Here is an 18,457-nt window from a genome sequence, read left to right as displayed (position 1 = left end):
AAAACTGCTCCTTTGAAGGGGGTGAGAGTGAGAAAGGGAAAATTGCCTGTCTTAAATTTTACTTCATGGGACTGAATAATTAAGGAGGAGATGTTTTATGCTTATCAAGTTGGGGCAGATGATGAAAAGAGAAGAGAATCAAAAAGGGTTTACCCTGGTCGAGCTTATCGTGGTAATGGCGATACTGGCCATATTGGCGGCTATTGCGGTGCCGAGGTTTGGAGCTACTTTAACTAGTTCGAAAAAGAAAGCCCACAATGCTAATGTTATGATGATTGAAAAGGCAGCAGAGATGGCTTATATAAATGGGGAAAATTATACTTGGGATGGTAACACAGATATAATGGATGACCTTGTAAGTGATGGTTATTTGGATAAAAAGCCTGAGGTTCCTAGTGGAATTGGGTTGAGTGGTGACTACAAAGTAACAGTTAAAGCAGATTCTGGTGATACAGTAGACAAGATTACAATAACCGTTACGCCTGGAAGAATTTAAAACATTTTGCTTTGAGAGTTGTAGAAAAATGATTTTTGTTGTTTTTGTTTTTCTCCTCGGCCTTATCATCGGTTCTTTTCTCAATGTGGTCATATACCGGCTTCCCGAGGGAAAGTCGGTAGTATGGCCGGGCAGTTTTTGCCCGGAATGTGGAATAAGGCTTAAGGCTTTAGATTTGATACCGGTTTTGAGCTATGTTTTCCTTAAGGGAAGGTGCAGGTACTGCAATAGTCAAATATCCCCGGTTTATCCGGCGGTTGAGCTTTTAACCGGCTTCCTGTTTGTGCTGGTTTACATGAAATACGGATTGACATTGCAGACCCTGACAGGTATTGTATTAACTTCACTTCTCATTCCGGCGGCGATAATTGACATAAAAAAAGGAATTATCCCAAATAAGATTACTTATCCGGGTGTAGTGGCAGGACTTGCGCTTTCTTTCACAGGCATAGGCGTAAAAAACAGCCTGGCGGGTGCAGCTTCTTTGGCAGCTGTTTATCTTTTGGCAGCCGTTTTATCCCGCGGCGGCATGGGAGGAGGAGATGTTAAACTGGCAGCGGTAATCGGGGCTTTTACCGGCCTTAAGGGGGCATTGGCGACCTTTATCCTCTCATCTCTGGCCGGAGGGATATGGGCTTTGTTTTTGCTGGCGACGGGAAAAGGGGGGCGCAAAACGGAAGTAAGGTTTGGCCCTTTTCTGGCCGTTTCCGCCTGGATTTCGTTTATGTTTGCAGATGAAATACTGTTTTATTATTTAGGCGGGTGGAGGTGTTTTTAGATGGGGAAAGAGGCAAATCAAAATTTTTGATGGATGATTCTGGTTTTACCCTGATTGAAGTGCTGGTATCCCTGGTTATAATTTCCCTTTTGACGGTTTTTTTTCTTCCTCTTTTTACTCTTTCATATATGTGGATAGGTATGGCAGGAGATAAGGGAACAGCTGCCGACTATGCAGTTTCAGTCCTGGAATATCTTTATGCATATCCGGGGGAGATAAGAGAGAATATGGCTTTAAGCGATTTGAAAGATGCGGATATAAAAAACCCTCCTGGGGGGATGCAGGCAGTTCTGGAAGTTGAAAAATACGGGACGGGAGACAGTTTATTCCTGACCAGGATTGCAGTTTACAGAACTGAAGACATGAAAAAACTGACAGAGTTGAGCAGGGTTATTGCCAAAAAGTGAGAATAAAGGTTGTTAACAGATTGAGGGTGAAGGCTGGTGCCGAAAAGATTTTTTTCGATCTTAAATGAAGATGGGATTACCCTTTTGGAAATGCTTATTGCCGTGGCATTTCTGGCTTTTATAGCAGCAGCAGGATTTTCTGTTTTTTACTGTTCAGGCCGTGCTTTTGCTGGAAGTGGTGAGAAGGCTGAACTGCAGTTTGAAATGCGAAATGTTATGATGAGGATTGCTTCTGATATAAAAGAGAGCCTGTATTTGAAAGATGTTGCGGTGAAAGTTGCCGGTGGTGTGCTGGAGATTGAAAAAAGGGAAGATGTAAATGGAACCATGACTGAGGTGCTGGTATGCTATTATGCAAATAATGAAGGACAGATAATGAGAGAGGTAAGAAGGCTTCAGGACAACAGTCTGGTATATGTTATGCCCCTTACGGAAAAAAAGGTGGTGCCGATATTTACGGAAAAAGACGGAGACAAAGGGTTTTATGAGATAAAACTTGAGGGGGTGAATGAAGAAGGAAGGACAGTTTATGTGCTTAATTCCTGTATAGGCAGGAGGAGTATCTGAGGAGGGGGACTGTGAAGTACCAGAGAGGTAATGCGGTTTTAATGGTTTTGCTGATTCTTTTAGCTTTAACAGTTCTAGGGACTGCAATTCTCAACATCGCAGTGGCAGAAAATTATATGACGATTGCTTCTGAAGATATTAAAAAGGCTCAAAATGCTGCTGATTCCGGGATTGAGATGGTGCGGGACTTTTTCCGCTCTGAACTTAAAAAGAGCAGCATTTTAAACACTTCCCGGATAGAAGAGATAAGAAATCAGGCTTATTCAGCCTTGGTCAATCCTTCGCCTTTTTTGCTGGCTGAAGGAAGCAGGGTAATAATAAAAGAAATAGATACCAGCAGGCTTTTACAGTATGGAGAAGTCAGGGTAGTATCAGTAGGCAAGGCGAATAAAGCTTCGAGAAAGGTGGAAGCAGTTTTAAGCTTCAATACCCTGCCGGTTCAGGCCCTTTATGCCGACAGGCTCAGGGTGGTAGGAACTTACTATTTAGAATCAGATAACGTTCCTCTTAATTTAACAGGTTTTTATTCACAGCGCGATGTTTATGAAGCTCCAGAAGAGCCTTATATAGAAGGAACAGCTCATATTATAACTCCCTATGACGATAATGCGAATATTGGGAAAACGGCTTTCTGGTGGACTGATTCGCAGGATGTTCTTGAAATTCCTGGTATATATACTGGCTACCGGCTGCATTATGCTCCCTATTATGTAGCCCAGGGCAGGCTGAAGGCAGATGCGGATGCGGTCTGGTTCAACTCCTGGGAAGATAATCCGGGAAGCTATTCTGAAGATGTTTTTTATTCAGGAGCCTGCTTATCGCAGATAGAAGATCTGGCTGATCCTTTAAAATGGTCGTGTGTTCGCCATGAACCGCCCAGGGATTACAGCATTTTCCGCTCACGTCATTTCGTTGATGCCGGCATAAGGAGTTTGTCGGAACAGGGGGAATACCGTAAGCCACCGCAGTTTACGGAAGAACAGGTGTCTGAAATAAGGGCGGTGGCAAAAAAAAGTGCCGCTGACCGCCGCGGCAAATGGGCTTATATAAATAATGGAAGCAACACCTTGTATATTTTTGCTTTGCAAAGGCCATATACCTTTGTAGAGCTGCCGGCAGGCAGCACGCTTAATATAAGCTTTGGGGTTCCGCCGGGATCCAATATCTTTCATACCATTAGGAATTTCTTTTGGACAGTGATAACCCTTTTTACCGAAGGGGTTCCCGGAGTCATGGTGGTTACTCCTGCTGATATTAGTATAAGCTTTTCTGATGAATTTTTAAATATGATAAATCAATTAGAACAGATTTTAGGCAGTATCTTTAGCCAGGTTAAATCTGCCCAGTATCTTTTTATTACCCCCAACAATATAAATATCAGTTATTCCAGCCTTTTAGAAGAGGATTGGTATATCTATGCGTTGGCAGGGAAAGACTTGAATGTAATATGTGAGGCTACTCCTTTTAATCTGCTGGCTGAAAGCTGCAACCGGGGATCTTTTAATGCCGGGGGGACTTTGAATGTTGTTTTAAAACACAACCGCGAGCTTCTTACCAAAAGCCAGACCAGCAAGGCGGATAGGGTTTTGCATCTTTACAGGAATACACGGGTAATTGACAGTTTCCAGGAGCGTTGGAGCCTTTTGGGGATGGGAAGGATTGTATCATATAAAATGAGAAGTGGTGAATAAAAGGTGGGACAGGAGGAAATAAAATGTTCAGGAGCAAAGTTGGGGTTGGGCTCGATATAGGGACAGAGAAGATTAAAATGGTTAAAGTAACCCGGAGGGGCAATAATCACGAAATTTTAGGGTATGACAGCATATTTACACCTTCCGGGACAGTTGAGTTGGGTAACATATTGGAGCCTGAAAAGCTTGGGATTGAACTCGCAAGGTTGAAGGAGAAAATGGGGATAAAAAAAGAAAAAGTGATTGCTGCTGCTTCAGGACCCCAGGTCTATACGCGTATTTTAAGTATGCCGCAGATGCCGAGAGAAGAACTTAAAGAAGCTGCAATTTTTCAGGCCAGTACTTTTTTGCCTATTTCCATTGATGAGGCGGTAATAGATGTTTTTCCGCTGCGCGACATAGAAGATGAAACCGGGAAAAAGACGGAAATATTTTTTGTTGCCGTGCGTAAAAACCAGATCGAAAAGCTTGATCTGGCTTGTCAAATTGCCGGACTCAACCTGGCTGTAATAGATATTGAACCTTTGGCTTTACAGAGGGTGATAGCGGGAGAAAGAGAAAACAGAGCCTTTTTGAATATAGGAGCGAGCCGGGCATATTTTTCGGTTTTCAACGATGGAAGTCTTGTTATGCACCGATCCCTTTCTTTTGGTTGTTCCGCTTTTGCCATGTCAGCTGGAGAAGCCTGCTCAGGGTATGAGTTTTTGGAATCTGTCGATTTGCGCAGCGGAAATTATGAATACTTTATTAATGATATGATAAATGAGCTGAACCGGGCAGTTGAGTATTATAAAATGCAGTTTAAAAATACGTTAAACCATATAGTCCTTTGCGGAGGAGGTTCCAGGATGCCCGGAATAGATGAAATACTTATGGAAAAAACGGGGATAAAATTTGAGTTGGCCGGGATTTCTCCCAATATACTTATTCCGCCTGATTTAGAGGAAAAGGATAAAAAAGAGCTGGTATATGAATTTTTGATAGCCTTGGGATTGGCTGTGCGGGGGGTTGTATAGTGGAAAACAGGACACAGGTTTTAATTAATCTTTTGCCGCAGGATAAGGAGAAAATTAAGAGAAGAAAAGAAATAGCAACGGCAGCTGTTTTAATTTTAGCCGCAGTTGTTTCGACAGGTTTGTGGTATTTAAGCCTTAAAGGCACTTTGAAGGCAGAACAGGAAAGAAATCAGGAACTTAAGGCAAAGCTGGCAAAGTATGAAATAAAAGAAGATTTTTTATCTGATTTCAAGAGCTTGGAAGAAAAGCTGCAGAAAAAGAGACAGGCAGTTTCCGAGATTGAAAACAGAAAGATTTATTTTAATCAGATAATGGATAATTTCAGCGATATAAACAAACAAAGCCCTTTTATAACTTATATGGAGGTTAAACCGGACTATATAAACATAGAGGGGATTGCCCAGGATTATGATGATATGCTGGCTTATTTGGAATGGCTCTTATCTCAGGATGAAATGATAAGCATTGAAAAGATGGCTTCATGGACCAGTAAAGATACCGGAAAGCTTAATTTCAGGGTTTCGGTCAGATGGGAGGGAAGTGCCCGATGAAGATTTCTAAAAGAGAAAAAATGATGCTGCTCATTCTCCTTGTGATTTTGATTTTCGGAGGTTTTTATCAGTTCGTATATGTCCCTTTTAAAACTGAAATTTCTGATTTACAAAAAAACAACCGCCTGATGGAAAATGAACTTGTTAGATTGAGCAAACAACAGCTTGAAGAGAAAACTGCCGATAAGGAGATAAAAAAGCTTACAGAAGAATATGAAGCCTTGAGCGCCACTCTGCCTTATGATTCGCAGATGGTTGAGGCTACATCTTTTCTGAAAGAAGCAGCTGAAAAAAGCGATGTTAAAATTACCAGCATAGAGTATGAACCACAGACAGGGGAAGAAACGGGAGGCTATAAAATCGTAAATGTAAAGATGGCAGCAGAAGGAAGATATTTGGCTTTATTGACCTTTTTGATGAAGGTGGAAAATGCTTCCCGCATAATGAATATAGAAAATTTAAGCATAAGCGCAGGCATAAAGGAGGATTTTGAAGAACAAAATAGTATAAATAATAATACTGGCGAAACGGATAATCGATCCTCAGTCAGCAGGGCACTTCCTTATAATTTAAACTATTTTAATTTAGAGGTAAATCTTAAAACCTTTTACGGGATTTAAAGCTGAGTTTTTCAAAGCCTTTTTATAAGGCTGTTTTTTTTTAATGGGTTGTGGAAAAATAAATATAAAAGTGGAGGTAGTTTATGCTGGAAAAAAAGCTTTTAAGCAGGGTTTTAGAGCGTGCGGTTAAAAAAGGCGGTGATTTTGCCGAAATTTATGTTGAAGAAAGAGAGATAAATCATGTTTTGTATGAAGATAAGCGGATAGAGAGGATAAATCATGGCATGGAGCGGGGAGCAGGCATAAGGGTGGTAAAAAATGGCGACACGGGATATGTGTACACTAACGACCTTTCGGAAGAAGGGCTTTTGAGAGCAGCCGACACTGCATATCATGCTGCCGGAGAGATAAAGTACATGGATAAAGAGATTCCCCTTAAAGTAAAGGAGCCTCTTTATAGCTTTTCAGTGAAAAGACATCCAAAGGATGTTGAACTGGCAGAAAAGATAGGATGGGTAAAAGAAGCTGATGAAAAGGTGCGAGAGATGGGAGAATCCATCCGCCAGGTTGCAGTGGGGATAAGCGATGTGCAGAAAAAGGTTCAGATAGCCAATAGTGATGGGGAGTTGGTGGAAAATGAAGAGGTTAGGGTCCGGGCAGCCGCAAATGTAGTGGCCTATAAAGATGGTGTTATGCAGACAGGATATGAAGCAATAGGAGGAACATCAGGCTGGGAAATATTAAATGAGAACAGCCTTAATGACCTGGCAGTAAAAGCAGGTGAACTTGCGGTAAAACTTTTAGAGGCAAGACCGGCTCCGGCCGGTAAAATGCCGGTTATTATGGCAGCTGAAGCCGGAGGAACTATGGTTCATGAAGCCTGCGGACACGGGTTGGAAGCTGATTTGGTGCAAAAGGGGCTTTCGGTTTACAAAGATAAAAAAGGGGAAAAGGTAGCTTCTGATTTGGTGACGGTAATAGACGATGCTACTTTGGATAAAAAATACGGCAGTTATGTCTTTGATGATGAAGGGATTCACGGGCAGGAAACTGTTCTTATAGATAAAGGGGAACTTAAAGGATATATGTATGACAGGCTTGCAGCTTTAAGGGACGGTGTTCATTCTACCGGCAACGGCCGAAGGGAGTCTTATCAGTATAAACCGGTTCCGCGCATGAGCAATACATTTATTGCACCGGGAAAGGATGATCCGGAGGAAATAATCAGGTCAACTCCTTATGGACTTTTGGTAAAAAAGATGGGCGGAGGGCAGGTTAATACGACCAATGGGGATTTTGTATTTGAGGTTAAAGAAGGCTATATAATAGAAAACGGCGAAGTCCGGGAATTGGTGAGAGGTGCTACTCTTTCCGGCAATGGACCTGAAGCTTTAAAAAAGATTGACCGGGTAGGAAACGACTTAGGTTTTGCTATTGGCACATGTGGCAAAGATGGGCAGGGGGTGCCGGTGTCCGATGCTCAACCTACTATAAGGATTACAGGGCTTACGGTAGGCGGGATAGCTGATGAGGGGCTCCCAGGTATTAAAAGGATAATCAGAAAGTAGGTGAACCGGTTGGAATGGTGTTTAAGAAATACGGGTGAAAAGATTTTGAATATAGCCTATGACATGAAAGTAGAAGCAGAGGCTTTTCTTATGCATAATCGAGAACTTAATATAGAGGTGGCAAACGGAAAGGTAGAGACTTTAAAGCAGGCGGAAGAAAAAGGATTAGGGATAAGGGTTATAAATAATGGGAAGCTCGGTTTTGTCTATACCAGCGATTTGTCAGATAGGGCATTGAAGGAGGCAGTTATTTCTGCAGTTTATATATCAAAATATATGAAAGAGGATGAACATAATGTTTTGACATCCAATAATCAGATTTACCACCATCTTTCCCTTTATGATCCTGACATAGAAAAGGAAAGCCTTAAAAATAAAATAGAGCTGGCTAAGGAAGCAGAAAAAGCGGCGTTATCAGCTGATCCGAGGATAAATATAATAGAGAAGGCAGGTTATGAGGATAATTTTTTTACATCAGTTATAATGAATACCAATGGGCTTACTGCGTCAGCTTCTGCTAACTTTTGTGGTTCTTATATATTTCTGGTGGCTGAAGAAAATGGTGATGCCCAGAATGGATTTTCCATGATGTTAACACGCAGATTAAAGGGTTTATCACCTGAACAAATAGGCAAAGAAGCTGCTTTTGATGCTTTAAGGAGCCTTAATCCGAAATCTATAACTACCGGAAAAATGACCTGTATAATGGAACCGTCCGTGGTTACCCGGTTTTTAGGCATTATTGCTTCTATGGTGAATGCAGATGCGGTGCAGAAAGGTAAGTCCATGCTGGAAGGAAAGATTGGAGAAAAAGTAGCTTCAGATAATTTTACTCTTATAGATGATGGGCTTTGTGAAAAAGGTGTAGGAGCTTTTCCCTTTGATGGAGAAGGGACGGCATCCTCCCGCAAGGTCTTAATTGAAAATGGGGTTTTGAAAGGTTTTCTTTATGATAATTATACGGCTTCTAAGGAAGGGAAAAAGTCGACCGGGAATGGACAGAGAAGGTCTTTTCGCACTCTCCCCGGAGTAGGAACTACCAATTTTATGGTTAAACCCGGGGAAAAAACGCCTGATGAACTGATAAGTGATATTAAGAGAGGTTTTTATATCACTGAAGTTATAGGAATGCATACTGCCAATCCTATAACCGGGGAATTCTCGGTAGGAGCAGCTGGAATTATGATTGAAAACGGCAGGCTTACTTATCCGGTAAAGGGAGCAGCGATTGCGGGCAATTTAGCTGATTTTCTTAAAGATATTGAGGGGATAGGCAATGACCTGCGCTTTTATGGGGCTAAGGCTGCTCCGACTATCAGGATAAAGTCCTTAAGCATAGCTGGAGATTAAATTTTAGATTAAGGAGGAAAAACGCTTGTCTTATAAGGTTATGGTTATAAATGGCCCCAATCTTAATCTCTTGGGGGTTAGAGAGCCGGAAATTTACGGGAAAGAGACCCTTGATGGTATTAATAATGAATTGAAAGCTTATGCAGAAAAAAGAGGGGCAGATATTGAATTTTTTCAATCAAACCATGAGGGAGAAATAGTTGATAAAATACATGATTGCTTAAATAAGGTAAATATTATTATAATAAATGCTGGTGCTTTTTCTCATTACAGCATAGCGATAAGGGATGCTTTGAAGGCAGTAAATATCCCGGTTATTGAAGTCCACCTTTCCAATATATATAAAAGAGAGGACTTTCGGCATAAATCAGTTATTTCTGATATAGCAGTAGGCGGGATTTACGGTTTTGGCAGTTTAAGCTACAAGCTGGCATTAGAAGCTGCTCTTGATTTTTTGAAAATATAATGAAAAGGAAGTGATAATATAGACCGGCGGCTGAAAAAAGTAAGGGAGAAGATGAAAAATAAAGGGATAGATGCTTTTCTGGTAAATAAACCGGAAAACATCTATTATCTTTCCGGCTTTACCGGGGGAGTAGACGGCAAGCTTCTTATTCTTGATGATGAGCAGTATGTAATAACTGATACCAGATATGAAGAACAGGTAAAAAATGAAGCCCCTGATTTTGCTCTTCTTTTAGGCAGGTTTCCTTATATTGATAGTCTGAATGCGATAGAGCATAAATTTGAAAAGCTGGGTATAGAAGGCAAGGTTATCAGCTATTATGAATATGAAATGCTGAAGAAAAATTTAGATGTTTCTTTAGTGCCTTTAGAAGGGTTGGTAGAAGAAATCCGCATGATAAAAGAAGAAGAAGAGCTTGATTTTATAAGAAAGGCTGCCGGTATCGGCGATTCGGTTTTTGAAGAAATCTGCCTTTTTATAAAGCCAGGAATATATGAAAAACAAATTGCTGATAAAATAATTTTTCTTCTGCGGGAAAAAGGCTGTGAAAAAGAGGCTTTTGAGGTTATTGCCTTAAGCGGCAGGAATGCTTCTTTGCCTCATGGGCGTCCGGGAGCAAAACCTATAGAGGACGGAGATATGCTTACCCTGGATTACGGCGGCTTCTTTGGAAGGTATGCCAGCGATATGACGCGAACCGTATCTGTCGGGAAACCTTCAGATTACTTAAAAGATGTATACTTTGAGGTTTTAAGGGCTCAAAAGATAGGGTTATCTATGGTTAAGGCAGGAGTAAGCTGTCGTGAGGTAGATAAAGCAGTCAGAGATTATTTGGAAGGCTGCGGATTGGGAGAGTATTTTGTCCATTCAACCGGACACGGCTTGGGGCTGGAAATCCATGAAAATCCCGCTTTATCCCCGCACTGTGATATTATTTTACAGGAAAATATGGTGGTTACAGTAGAGCCTGGAGTATATGTTCCGGGAACGGGAGGAGTCAGGATAGAAGATACCGTAATAGTAAAACAGGATGGGTGTGAAATAATTACCCGTGCTGATAAAGAATTAAGAATAATTAAATGGAGGGATATTTAGCGTGATTTCAGTAAATGATTTTAGAACCGGCTTAACTATCGAGTTGGAGGGACAGGCTTATCAAGTAGTTGAATTTCAGCATGTAAAACCGGGTAAAGGGGCTGCCTTTGTCAGAGCCAAGCTGAAGAATGTAAAAACTGGAAGTGTGGTAGAAAAAACCTTTAGGGCTGGAGAAAAAGTTCCTAAAGCCCATTTGGATAGAAGAGAGATGCAATATCTTTACAACGATGGCGAAGGATATATCTGTATGGATAATCAAACTTATGACCAGATCAGCGTTTCGGCTGAAGCAATAGGTGATGGAGTAAAATGGCTTTTAGAAAACATGAATATTCAGGTGCTTTTCTTCCAGGGCAATATAATCGGGGTTGAACTTCCGAACTTTGTAGAGCTGGAAGTGGTAGAAACCGAGCCTGGCATAAAGGGAGACACCGCTACTGGAGCTACCAAAAATGCTACCTTAGAAACAGGCGCAGTAGTTCAGGTTCCGCTTTTTGTGGAAAAAGGCGACAAGGTAAAAATTGATACCAGGACAGGGGAATATTTAGAGAGGGTATAAGAGCTTTATGTGTATTTCCTCCTTTTACTGCAAATAATAATAAGGGCAAAGATTTTATCCAGGTGAAAGGAGGAAATCGCATGAGAGATTTGTCAGAACATATAAGCTACCTCAGGGGACTTAGCGAAGGGATAAATATAAATGATGTAAGTCCTCAAGGAAAAATCCTTTCGGGAATAATTGAGGTTTTGCAGGAGATGTCTGAAACTATAAGGGACATTAAATATGATATGGAAGATTTCAAAGAATATGTGGAAAATATTGATGATGACCTTTATGACCTGGAAGAAAGCTTTTTTGAAGAAGAAGAAAAGCGTCAGCGCAAATGGCTGCAGGCCAGATGCCCCAACTGTGGTGAAGAACTGTATTTTGAAGCTGACATTTTTAAAGATGAAGATGAAGTCGAACTTGTCTGTCCGAACTGCAATGAACTGGTATATGTAAATGAAAGCTCATTTGATTATGATTATGCGGTATATGATGAAGATTCTGAAGTTTATAATCCAAATCCATCTTAATAATTGAGGTAATTATACGCAAACCAGACTGCTTATAAACGGCAGTCTGGTTTTTTTGTTGAAATCTTTGTAAGTAAAAACCAATGATTATAAGGTAATAAACAAGTGTGATAACTGCCTTAAAGTATATAATGCTATATTTTAATAAACAGAATATTATACGATAGCCAAAGAAGGAGGGAAGAGAAAATGGGTTTAACCAGACGGGAGTTTTTTAAACTGGGTGGTGGAAGTATAGCAGCTATAGCTGGTGCAGGAATATTAGGAAACAGCCTTTTTAATAATCCTGAAGCACCTGCTTATGCAGCTCCCAGAATAGAATATAAGCATGGGGTTTGTGAAATATGTGAGATGAACTGTGCTTTTTTAGGGAAAATAGAAAACGGCAGACTGGTTAAGCTGGAGGGAAAACCAAAAGATCAGCACAGCAGGGGGGCACTTTGTGCCAAAGGCAACTCGGGGATTAATATGCTTTATGATCCGGATCGTCTAAAGGCTCCTTTACTTAAAACGGCACCGGGAAGGATTCCGGGGCAGGATCCTAAGTGGAAGAAAATCTCGTGGGATGAGGCTATTAACAGGGCAGCATCAGAAATCCAAAAAGCAATAGAAAAATACGGCCCTCAATCAGTTATATGGATAGGGCATAACAAAGGCACTGATTTTTTAAGGGCCATTGGGAGTCCTAACAATATAAACCATCAGTCAACCTGTAATGCTGTAAGAATCATGGCGACCAGAATAACCCTGGGTGTAGCTAATTATGTGCCTGATTTTGAAAACAGCAAGTATATTCTTTGTTTTGGATGGGATCAGCTGGGAAAAGCTAAAAACTCGCTGGCTAGAGGCTTAATTGAAGGAAAAATTAAAAATAATGCCAAAGTTGTGGTTTTTGATCCAAGGTTTTCTACTACTGCTTCCAAGGCTCATGAGTGGATACCAATCAGGCCGGGAACTGATTTGGCAGTAGTCCTGGCTATGCTTAATGTAATTATTTCTGAGGGTAGATATAATGCTGATTTTGTAGCTAAATATGTTGAGGGTTTTGAAGAATTGGCAGAAGAGGTTAAGAAATATACTCCGGAATGGGCTTCGAAGATAAGTGATGTTCCGGCGGGGACTATCAGGCGTATAGCGCATGAGTTCAGCGGTGGATGTCCGGCAGTCATTCCCATCCATAAAAGAGAAGCCATTCAGGTAAGACCAGGAGGGTTTGAGCTGGCTAGAGCTTGTTTGGCTATGATGGCTATAACCGGAAATATCGAGCGAAGAGGAGGAGCGCTTTTACCCCGCATTGCACCTTTAAATTATCCTAAGCCCAAAGAGAAACCTCCGGAATTGCAGGTAACTGAGAGAATAGATGGAGGACATCTTTTCCCGTTAGCTGTCCCCAAACCTTTAAGTGGAACCGGCCTTTACCAAAGTGTTCCGGATATGATTTTAAGGGGAGAACCTTATCCGGTTAAAGTAGCTGTTGTTTACGGTCAGTCTTTACAATCTATGCCGGAGACTGAGAAGTGGCTGAAGGCTTTCGAAAAATTAGATTATGTCATAAATATAAATATTTATCCTGATGATATGGCAACTATTTCTGACCTGGTACTTCCGGAATCAGTTTATTTGGAAACGCCTCATATATCACCGCGTATAACTAATGCCCGTTATTATCAAATAGCAGTGGCTGAACCTATGGTTAAAAAACTTTATGATACCAAAGAAGTGGATGAGATTAAATATTTATTAGCTAAAAAGCTTGGAGTAGATAAATATATGCCTCCGCATGGGGAAAAGGTTTTAGATTATAAGCTTAAAAGATATGGATTAACTTATAAGGATGCTCTTAAAAAAGGCGGAATTTTAAATGGCAGCCAGAAATTTACTCCTAAGGATTTGACTTCTTTAAGGACTGAAAGCGGAAAGATTCAAATTTACTCTCCCAAATTAAAAGAACTGGGTTATAATCCTCTGCCCTGGTTTGATGAAACCTGGCTTATTGAACCTAAAGCTGATGACGAGTTTTATCTGGTAACTAGCAGACCTCCTATGCATCGTCATTCGAAAACCCATAATATGAGATGGCTACATGCTATTATGCCAGAAGGCTTTATTTATATTAATGCTGCGAAGGCAGAAAAGCTGGGTATAAAAGATGGAGACATGGTAGAGCTAAGCTCTAAATACGGAAAAGAGACGGGAAAAGCAAAGCTTATACAAGGTATAAGACCAGATACTATATGTGTTTTACACGGATTTGGAAATAAATCACCCTACATTAAGTTAGCCTATAATAACGGGCCTAATGATTCCAGGATAATGCCTGCCTACCCGAAAGAGGTAAACATGACTTTAAAAGATCCAGTGGGAGCCAGCATGGACTGTCATGTGATCGTAAAGGTCAGGAAGGTGTGATGGAAATGTCTGAGATATCTATAGATGCTGATTTATTTTGGGCAGCAAAAGAGCTGTTTGTTTATCCTGAAGAGGAAAGGCTTAATCAAAACAGGCAAAATATGCTTAATCTCGTACAATTTACAGAAGGATCTGATTTAACTGATATAATTGAATTTAAAAATCTGCTTAAGTCTGGATATTTTGAGCTAGAGAAGCTTGAGGTGGATTTTACCAGGCTTTTTATAAATGGAGTTCCTACTGCAAAAGCGCATCCTTTTGCCGGCTGGTATATGGGAGATGAGATTGTTTTTGGCGAAAGTGATAGAAGTATTTTGAATTTTTATGCTGCTTATGGACTGAATTATGATTTAAGCCAATCTATTCCTGCCGACCATATATTAGTGGAACTTGAGTTTATAGCGGTTATGCTGGAAGAATATGAGAAAAGCCGTCAGGGATTATATCTTAAGGCAGTAGAAGAATTCATAGATGGACATGTGACAAAATGGGTTCCATTTTTTGCCAAAGAGATTAGAAATCATGCGGAGACTGTATTTTACCGAGGAGCGGCCATGATAGTCGAAAATTTGTTTAACAGGGTACTTAAGGAAATTAAAGGGAGGGAAATAGATGGCTAAAAAAAGGTGGGGCAAAATAGTTGACCTTAATAAGTGTGTAGGATGCCATGCCTGCAGTGTGGCTTGCCTGGCTGAAAATAAGGTGCCTAACGACAAGTTCAGAACAAAAATAATTGAACATGAAGAAGGGATTTTCCCTAATGTTTATCGCTATACTGAAAAGTGGTCCTGTAATCATTGCCAGAAGGCTCCTTGTGTTGATGCATGTCCTACTAAAGCTTCCCATTATACTGAATGGGGAACAGTTGAAGTAAACCCTGACCTTTGTATAGGATGTGGCTATTGTGTTTTAGCCTGTCCCTATAGAGTAAGAGTTATGAATGAAAGAGAACATGGAGGCTTGCCGGAAAAGTGTACTCTCTGTACCCATCGTTTAGAGAAAGGAGAAAAACCAGCCTGTGAAGCTTCATGTATTGCAGGTGCTATTATTACCGGGGATTTAAATAACCCTGATAGTGAAATTAACAAATGGATGGCTAAAGGTGCGGTAGAAAGAAGACCGGATCTTAAAACTCATCCTAATGTATTTATTATTCCTTATCGGAGGTGATTGTTGATGGAACATCATTTTACCTGGAATTATTTGATTGCTATTTATCTTTTTACGGCAGGGATTTCTTCAGGGGCAGGGATTGTGGCTGCCGTTGGTTATGTAGTTAATGGTATGGATGAAAGATTAAAAAGAGTTGCTGCTTATTTTGCGCCTTTTCCTGTGTTGCTGGGATTGTTATGTTTGATTTTGGATTTACACCGTCCCTGGAACTTTTATAAGGTATTGATTCACTATAACATAACTTCAGTTATGTCCTGGGGTGCATTTTTCCTCTTGGTTTTTCCCATGGTTGCATTTATTTTTGCAGCTATGGTTTACTGGAATATAGATAATGTGTGGCGAAGAATATTTGCCTGGCTTGAGCTCATTTTCGGGATAGCCATAGGTGTTTATGCAGGTTTGCTTTTAGCTGCTATTTATAATAACCCGGTTTGGAGCAATCCGCTTATCGCATTTTTATTTTTTATATCTGCCCTTTCTACCGGAATATGCAGCCTTATGCTGATTGGAAAAGTATGGGATAAAATTGAGGATTTTGTGCGGAAGTTTTTGCCTTCAAATTGGCAGCCGGAGAGGATTTTGCTGACATTTGACCACAAGCTTTTAAAAAGGATTTTGATAGTTGATGCAGTTTTTATAGTAGTTGAACTTATGGTAATATCAACCCTGCTGATAAGCTATGCTTTAAGGCCTACTGGTCAAGTTGCGCTTGGGGCTATAATTACCGGTGGTTATTATCTCTTATTCTGGATAGGCGTAGTGTTGTTTGGGCTTACTATTCCCCTTATTCTAGGAATTATGGAAGTTGGAGATAAGATAAAAGGTGGGATGGCAGGGATTGTTCCATGGGCAGAACCGATTATGGTTTTAATAGGTGGTTTCATATTAAGGTATGTAATAGTTTATGGTGGACAAATAGTATATCCTATACTTACTTATTACCCTTAAGCACATGCCCTTCTTTCCTGCAGTTCTGTACAGGTACTAGGCAAATGCCTAGACCTGTACAGAATGGCATATTTTAATCGAAAACCTTATTTTCCCAGCAAAAAACACTTTTTTGGGAGTTTAGCATAAGGTCGATAAATTTTTGGGCTTGAGGAGAAAGGTTTTCTGTTTTTAGGTGTACCAGATTAATATCCATTTTGAGATCAAGGTCTTTAACTTTTATGGTTTTTAACAATTTGTTGGAAATTTCCCTTTGAATGGTGATTTCAGGGACAAGTGATATACCGATATCATCTTGTACTGCTGCTTTAACAGAATGGATGCTGGTCATTTCTGTTACTATATTAAATTGATCCAGCTTATAGCCATACTCTTTTAGAACATTTTCAAAGATTTGCCTGACAGCTGCTCCATCTTCACGGATCACCAAAGGCTTAGAACGCAGCTCGGCTATAGAGATTTCTTTTTTTTTCACTGTTTTTGAATCATATGAGGCGATAAAGGCTAATTTAATGTTTGTAATATGGTGAATAGCAAAATTAGGGTTATCTATGTTTCCTTCTATTACTGCTACATCAATTTCTTTTTTGGCTAATTTATCTAAAATACCCCGGGTATTGCTTATATCAAGTTTTATACTTATATCTGGATAACGGCTTTTAAGAAGTTTTATATAACTGGGCATGGCATAGTTGCCCACAGTGCAGCTTGAACCTATCGTCAGACTAGGGCTGTTGAGGTTTAGAAGCTGTTTTAATTCTTCATCCATTGCGCGGTGCAGATTAACAAATCTAACTGCATATGCATTTACTATTTTGCCTGCTTCTGTAAGAGTTACCCCTTGGGCAGTCCGGTGAAACAGTTTTAGCCCGTAGTAATCTTCTATATCCTTAATTTTGCTGCTGATAGCAGGTTGGGATAGATGGAGAAGCTTAGCTGCTTTGGAAAAACTTTTAGTTTCGGCTACGATAGGTATTATTTCAAAATGATTAAAATACATCTTCCTTCTCCCCCGTTTTCTGCCTTTTATGCCTTATGACCTTAAATATTAAGATGTACTTACATTTTTTCTATATTATTTACATTATAATAAAAAAATTATTTTCCTGTCCATAAAATCGGTTTTTATTGCAATTTGTGCAAAATGGAGCTTATTATGAACCTATTTTTGTTAAGCTGCTTAATTTGTTTATAGGGTTATAAGGATTTCAAATAATTCTTTTATTTTATTGCTGGATATAATTTAATTAAGGATAATTATTGGTCTTTTAGTTTTCAGTCTGGATGGAGGGGGGTGAATGGGACATAGTTTGCGGGTATTTCTAAAGTATTAGCCAAAATACTGTAAAAGGGGAGGAATTTTAATGTTTAAAAATGTAAAAACCAGATGGCTTGCGGTTTTATTGGTGGTAATGCTTTTAGCCACATTAGCAGTAGGTTGTGGTAAAAGCCAGGAAGCTGATAATGTTCCCGAAACTGATCAATCTGCTGCTCAAAAAACCGTTGATATTCGTGAGATAGCAGATGCGTATTTTGCACAAATGCCTGAACATATCTATAAGATTAATTCTCCCGAGTTAAAAGAAAGAATAGATGCTGGGGACGCAAATATTTTAATAATTGACATCCGTTCTCCTGAAGATTATGCCAAAGGACATATTAAAGGGGCAGTTAATATCCCTTTCGCAAAAATGCATGAGTATTTAGACAAAATACCTTCAGATAAGGAAATATTTGTTTATTGTTATACAGGTCAAACAGCAGGGCAAACGGTTGCTATTATGAATATGTACGGCTATAATGCGAGATCCCTGCATTTTGGATTTAATAAAGGTTGGGTGGGAGAAAATAATTTCCCGGTAGATACAGTTGAAAATGAACTTCCTGCTGATGTAAAGCCTGCTGAAGTGGATAAAGAAATAGCTTCCATTTTAAAGGATTATTTTGCCAAACTGCCTGAAAATAAAAATATTATAACTTCAGAAGATTTGCAAAAGAAGATAGATGCAGGTCAGGATATGATGATAGTGGATATCCGCTCTCCTGAAGATTATGCAAAAGGTCATATTAAAGGAGCAATAAATATTCCGTTCAAAGAAGTTAACAAACATTTTGATGAGTTTCCTAAAGATAAACCAGTATATATTTATTGTTATACAGGCCAAACAGCAGGCCAGACCGTCGCTGTTTTGAAAGTATTAGGAGTAGATGCCTACTCTGTCAAAAGCGGGTTTGATTTAGGTTGGGTACCTGCTGGACTTCCTGTAGAAAAATAAATAATAATAAACATAATGATTAAATAAAG

At 39.8% G+C, this 18,457-nt stretch carries 20 protein-coding genes; 19 read left to right on the top strand and 1 reads right to left on the bottom strand.

What is annotated here, in order from left to right:
* Positions 1-97 precede the first annotated feature (97 nt).
* From H0Z36_RS06740 to nrfD, 18 genes are all read left to right on the top strand, one after another.
* The gene (locus tag H0Z36_RS06740; RefSeq protein ID WP_296864766.1) at positions 98-496 is read left to right on the top strand and encodes a prepilin-type N-terminal cleavage/methylation domain-containing protein; all 399 of its coding nucleotides are present in this window, start codon (positions 98-100) and stop codon (positions 494-496) included.
* Positions 497-524: 28 nt separating this feature from the next.
* Positions 525-1,274 carry an A24 family peptidase gene (locus H0Z36_RS06735; RefSeq protein WP_296864765.1) on the top strand — a complete coding sequence of 250 codons (750 nt, stop codon included), beginning with the start codon at positions 525-527 and terminating at the stop codon, positions 1,272-1,274.
* Positions 1,265-1,681: a prepilin-type N-terminal cleavage/methylation domain-containing protein gene (locus tag H0Z36_RS06730; protein WP_296864763.1), complete on the top strand. Its 417-nt coding sequence runs from the start codon at positions 1,265-1,267 to the stop codon at positions 1,679-1,681. Before H0Z36_RS06735 ends, H0Z36_RS06730 begins: the two co-directional genes overlap by 10 nt.
* Before the next feature lie 36 nt (positions 1,682-1,717).
* Entirely contained in the window at positions 1,718-2,248 is a 531-nt protein-coding gene (locus H0Z36_RS06725) for a hypothetical protein (RefSeq protein ID WP_296864761.1), read from the top strand.
* Between the two features lie 11 nt (positions 2,249-2,259).
* Positions 2,260-3,939 carry a PilX N-terminal domain-containing pilus assembly protein gene (locus H0Z36_RS06720; RefSeq protein ID WP_296864759.1) on the top strand — a complete coding sequence of 560 codons (1,680 nt, stop codon included), beginning with the start codon at positions 2,260-2,262 and terminating at the stop codon, positions 3,937-3,939.
* Positions 3,940-3,962: 23 nt separating this feature from the next.
* Complete coding sequence (gene pilM, locus H0Z36_RS06715; protein ID WP_296864757.1) at positions 3,963-4,955, top strand: type IV pilus assembly protein PilM; 993 nt, start codon at positions 3,963-3,965, stop codon at positions 4,953-4,955.
* Entirely contained in the window at positions 4,955-5,506 is a 552-nt protein-coding gene (locus tag H0Z36_RS06710) for a hypothetical protein (RefSeq protein ID WP_296864756.1), read from the top strand. Before pilM ends, H0Z36_RS06710 begins: the two co-directional genes overlap by 1 nt.
* Positions 5,503-6,126, top strand: a complete 624-nt coding sequence (gene pilO, locus H0Z36_RS06705; protein ID WP_296864754.1) for a type 4a pilus biogenesis protein PilO — start codon at positions 5,503-5,505, stop codon at positions 6,124-6,126. The genes H0Z36_RS06710 and pilO overlap by 4 nt, the downstream gene beginning before the upstream one ends.
* 83 nt (positions 6,127-6,209) lie before the next feature.
* Positions 6,210-7,634 carry a TldD/PmbA family protein gene (locus H0Z36_RS06700; protein WP_296864753.1) on the top strand — a complete coding sequence of 475 codons (1,425 nt, stop codon included), beginning with the start codon at positions 6,210-6,212 and terminating at the stop codon, positions 7,632-7,634.
* Between the two features lie 9 nt (positions 7,635-7,643).
* Positions 7,644-8,984, top strand: coding sequence for a TldD/PmbA family protein (locus H0Z36_RS06695; protein WP_296864751.1), 1,341 nt, complete (start codon positions 7,644-7,646; stop codon positions 8,982-8,984).
* A 40-nt stretch (positions 8,985-9,024) separates the two neighbouring features.
* Complete coding sequence (aroQ, locus tag H0Z36_RS06690) at positions 9,025-9,450, top strand: type II 3-dehydroquinate dehydratase (protein WP_296864841.1); 426 nt, start codon at positions 9,025-9,027, stop codon at positions 9,448-9,450.
* Positions 9,451-9,468: 18 nt separating this feature from the next.
* Positions 9,469-10,545, top strand: a complete 1,077-nt coding sequence (locus H0Z36_RS06685; RefSeq protein WP_296864839.1) for a Xaa-Pro peptidase family protein — start codon at positions 9,469-9,471, stop codon at positions 10,543-10,545.
* A 1-nt stretch (position 10,546) separates the two neighbouring features.
* Positions 10,547-11,104, top strand: coding sequence for an elongation factor P (gene efp / locus H0Z36_RS06680; protein ID WP_296864749.1), 558 nt, complete (start codon positions 10,547-10,549; stop codon positions 11,102-11,104).
* Between the two features lie 80 nt (positions 11,105-11,184).
* Positions 11,185-11,622, top strand: coding sequence for a CD1247 N-terminal domain-containing protein (locus H0Z36_RS06675; RefSeq protein ID WP_296864747.1), 438 nt, complete (start codon positions 11,185-11,187; stop codon positions 11,620-11,622).
* A gap of 189 nt (positions 11,623-11,811) precedes the next feature.
* Positions 11,812-14,031: a molybdopterin-dependent oxidoreductase gene (locus H0Z36_RS06670; protein ID WP_296864745.1), complete on the top strand. Its 2,220-nt coding sequence runs from the start codon at positions 11,812-11,814 to the stop codon at positions 14,029-14,031.
* Positions 14,032-14,036: 5 nt separating this feature from the next.
* Positions 14,037-14,651: a molecular chaperone TorD family protein gene (locus H0Z36_RS06665; protein WP_296864743.1), complete on the top strand. Its 615-nt coding sequence runs from the start codon at positions 14,037-14,039 to the stop codon at positions 14,649-14,651.
* A complete protein-coding gene (locus tag H0Z36_RS06660) occupies positions 14,644-15,201 on the top strand; it encodes a 4Fe-4S dicluster domain-containing protein (protein WP_296864741.1) in 558 nt (185 codons plus the stop codon). The genes H0Z36_RS06665 and H0Z36_RS06660 overlap by 8 nt, the downstream gene beginning before the upstream one ends.
* 6 nt (positions 15,202-15,207) lie before the next feature.
* Positions 15,208-16,152: an NrfD/PsrC family molybdoenzyme membrane anchor subunit gene (nrfD, locus tag H0Z36_RS06655; RefSeq protein ID WP_296864739.1), complete on the top strand. Its 945-nt coding sequence runs from the start codon at positions 15,208-15,210 to the stop codon at positions 16,150-16,152.
* Between the two features lie 73 nt (positions 16,153-16,225).
* Here nrfD and H0Z36_RS06650 read toward each other — a convergent pair whose 3' ends face one another.
* Positions 16,226-17,152 (bottom strand): LysR family transcriptional regulator, encoded by a 927-nt coding sequence (locus tag H0Z36_RS06650; protein WP_296864736.1) that lies wholly within the window; start codon positions 17,150-17,152, stop codon positions 16,226-16,228.
* 364 nt (positions 17,153-17,516) lie between these two features.
* Here H0Z36_RS06650 and H0Z36_RS06645 point away from each other — a divergent pair, with 364 nt between their 5' ends.
* The gene (locus H0Z36_RS06645; protein WP_296864733.1) at positions 17,517-18,428 is read left to right on the top strand and encodes a rhodanese-like domain-containing protein; all 912 of its coding nucleotides are present in this window, start codon (positions 17,517-17,519) and stop codon (positions 18,426-18,428) included.
* Positions 18,429-18,457: the final 29 nt, after the last annotated feature.

Origin of the sequence: Thermosyntropha sp. (assembly GCF_017656155.1) — a bacterium.
In the GTDB taxonomy this organism is placed as follows: domain Bacteria; phylum Bacillota; class Syntrophomonadia; order Syntrophomonadales; family Syntrophomonadaceae; genus Thermosyntropha.
This window is presented reverse-complemented; position numbering and strand designations above follow the sequence as displayed.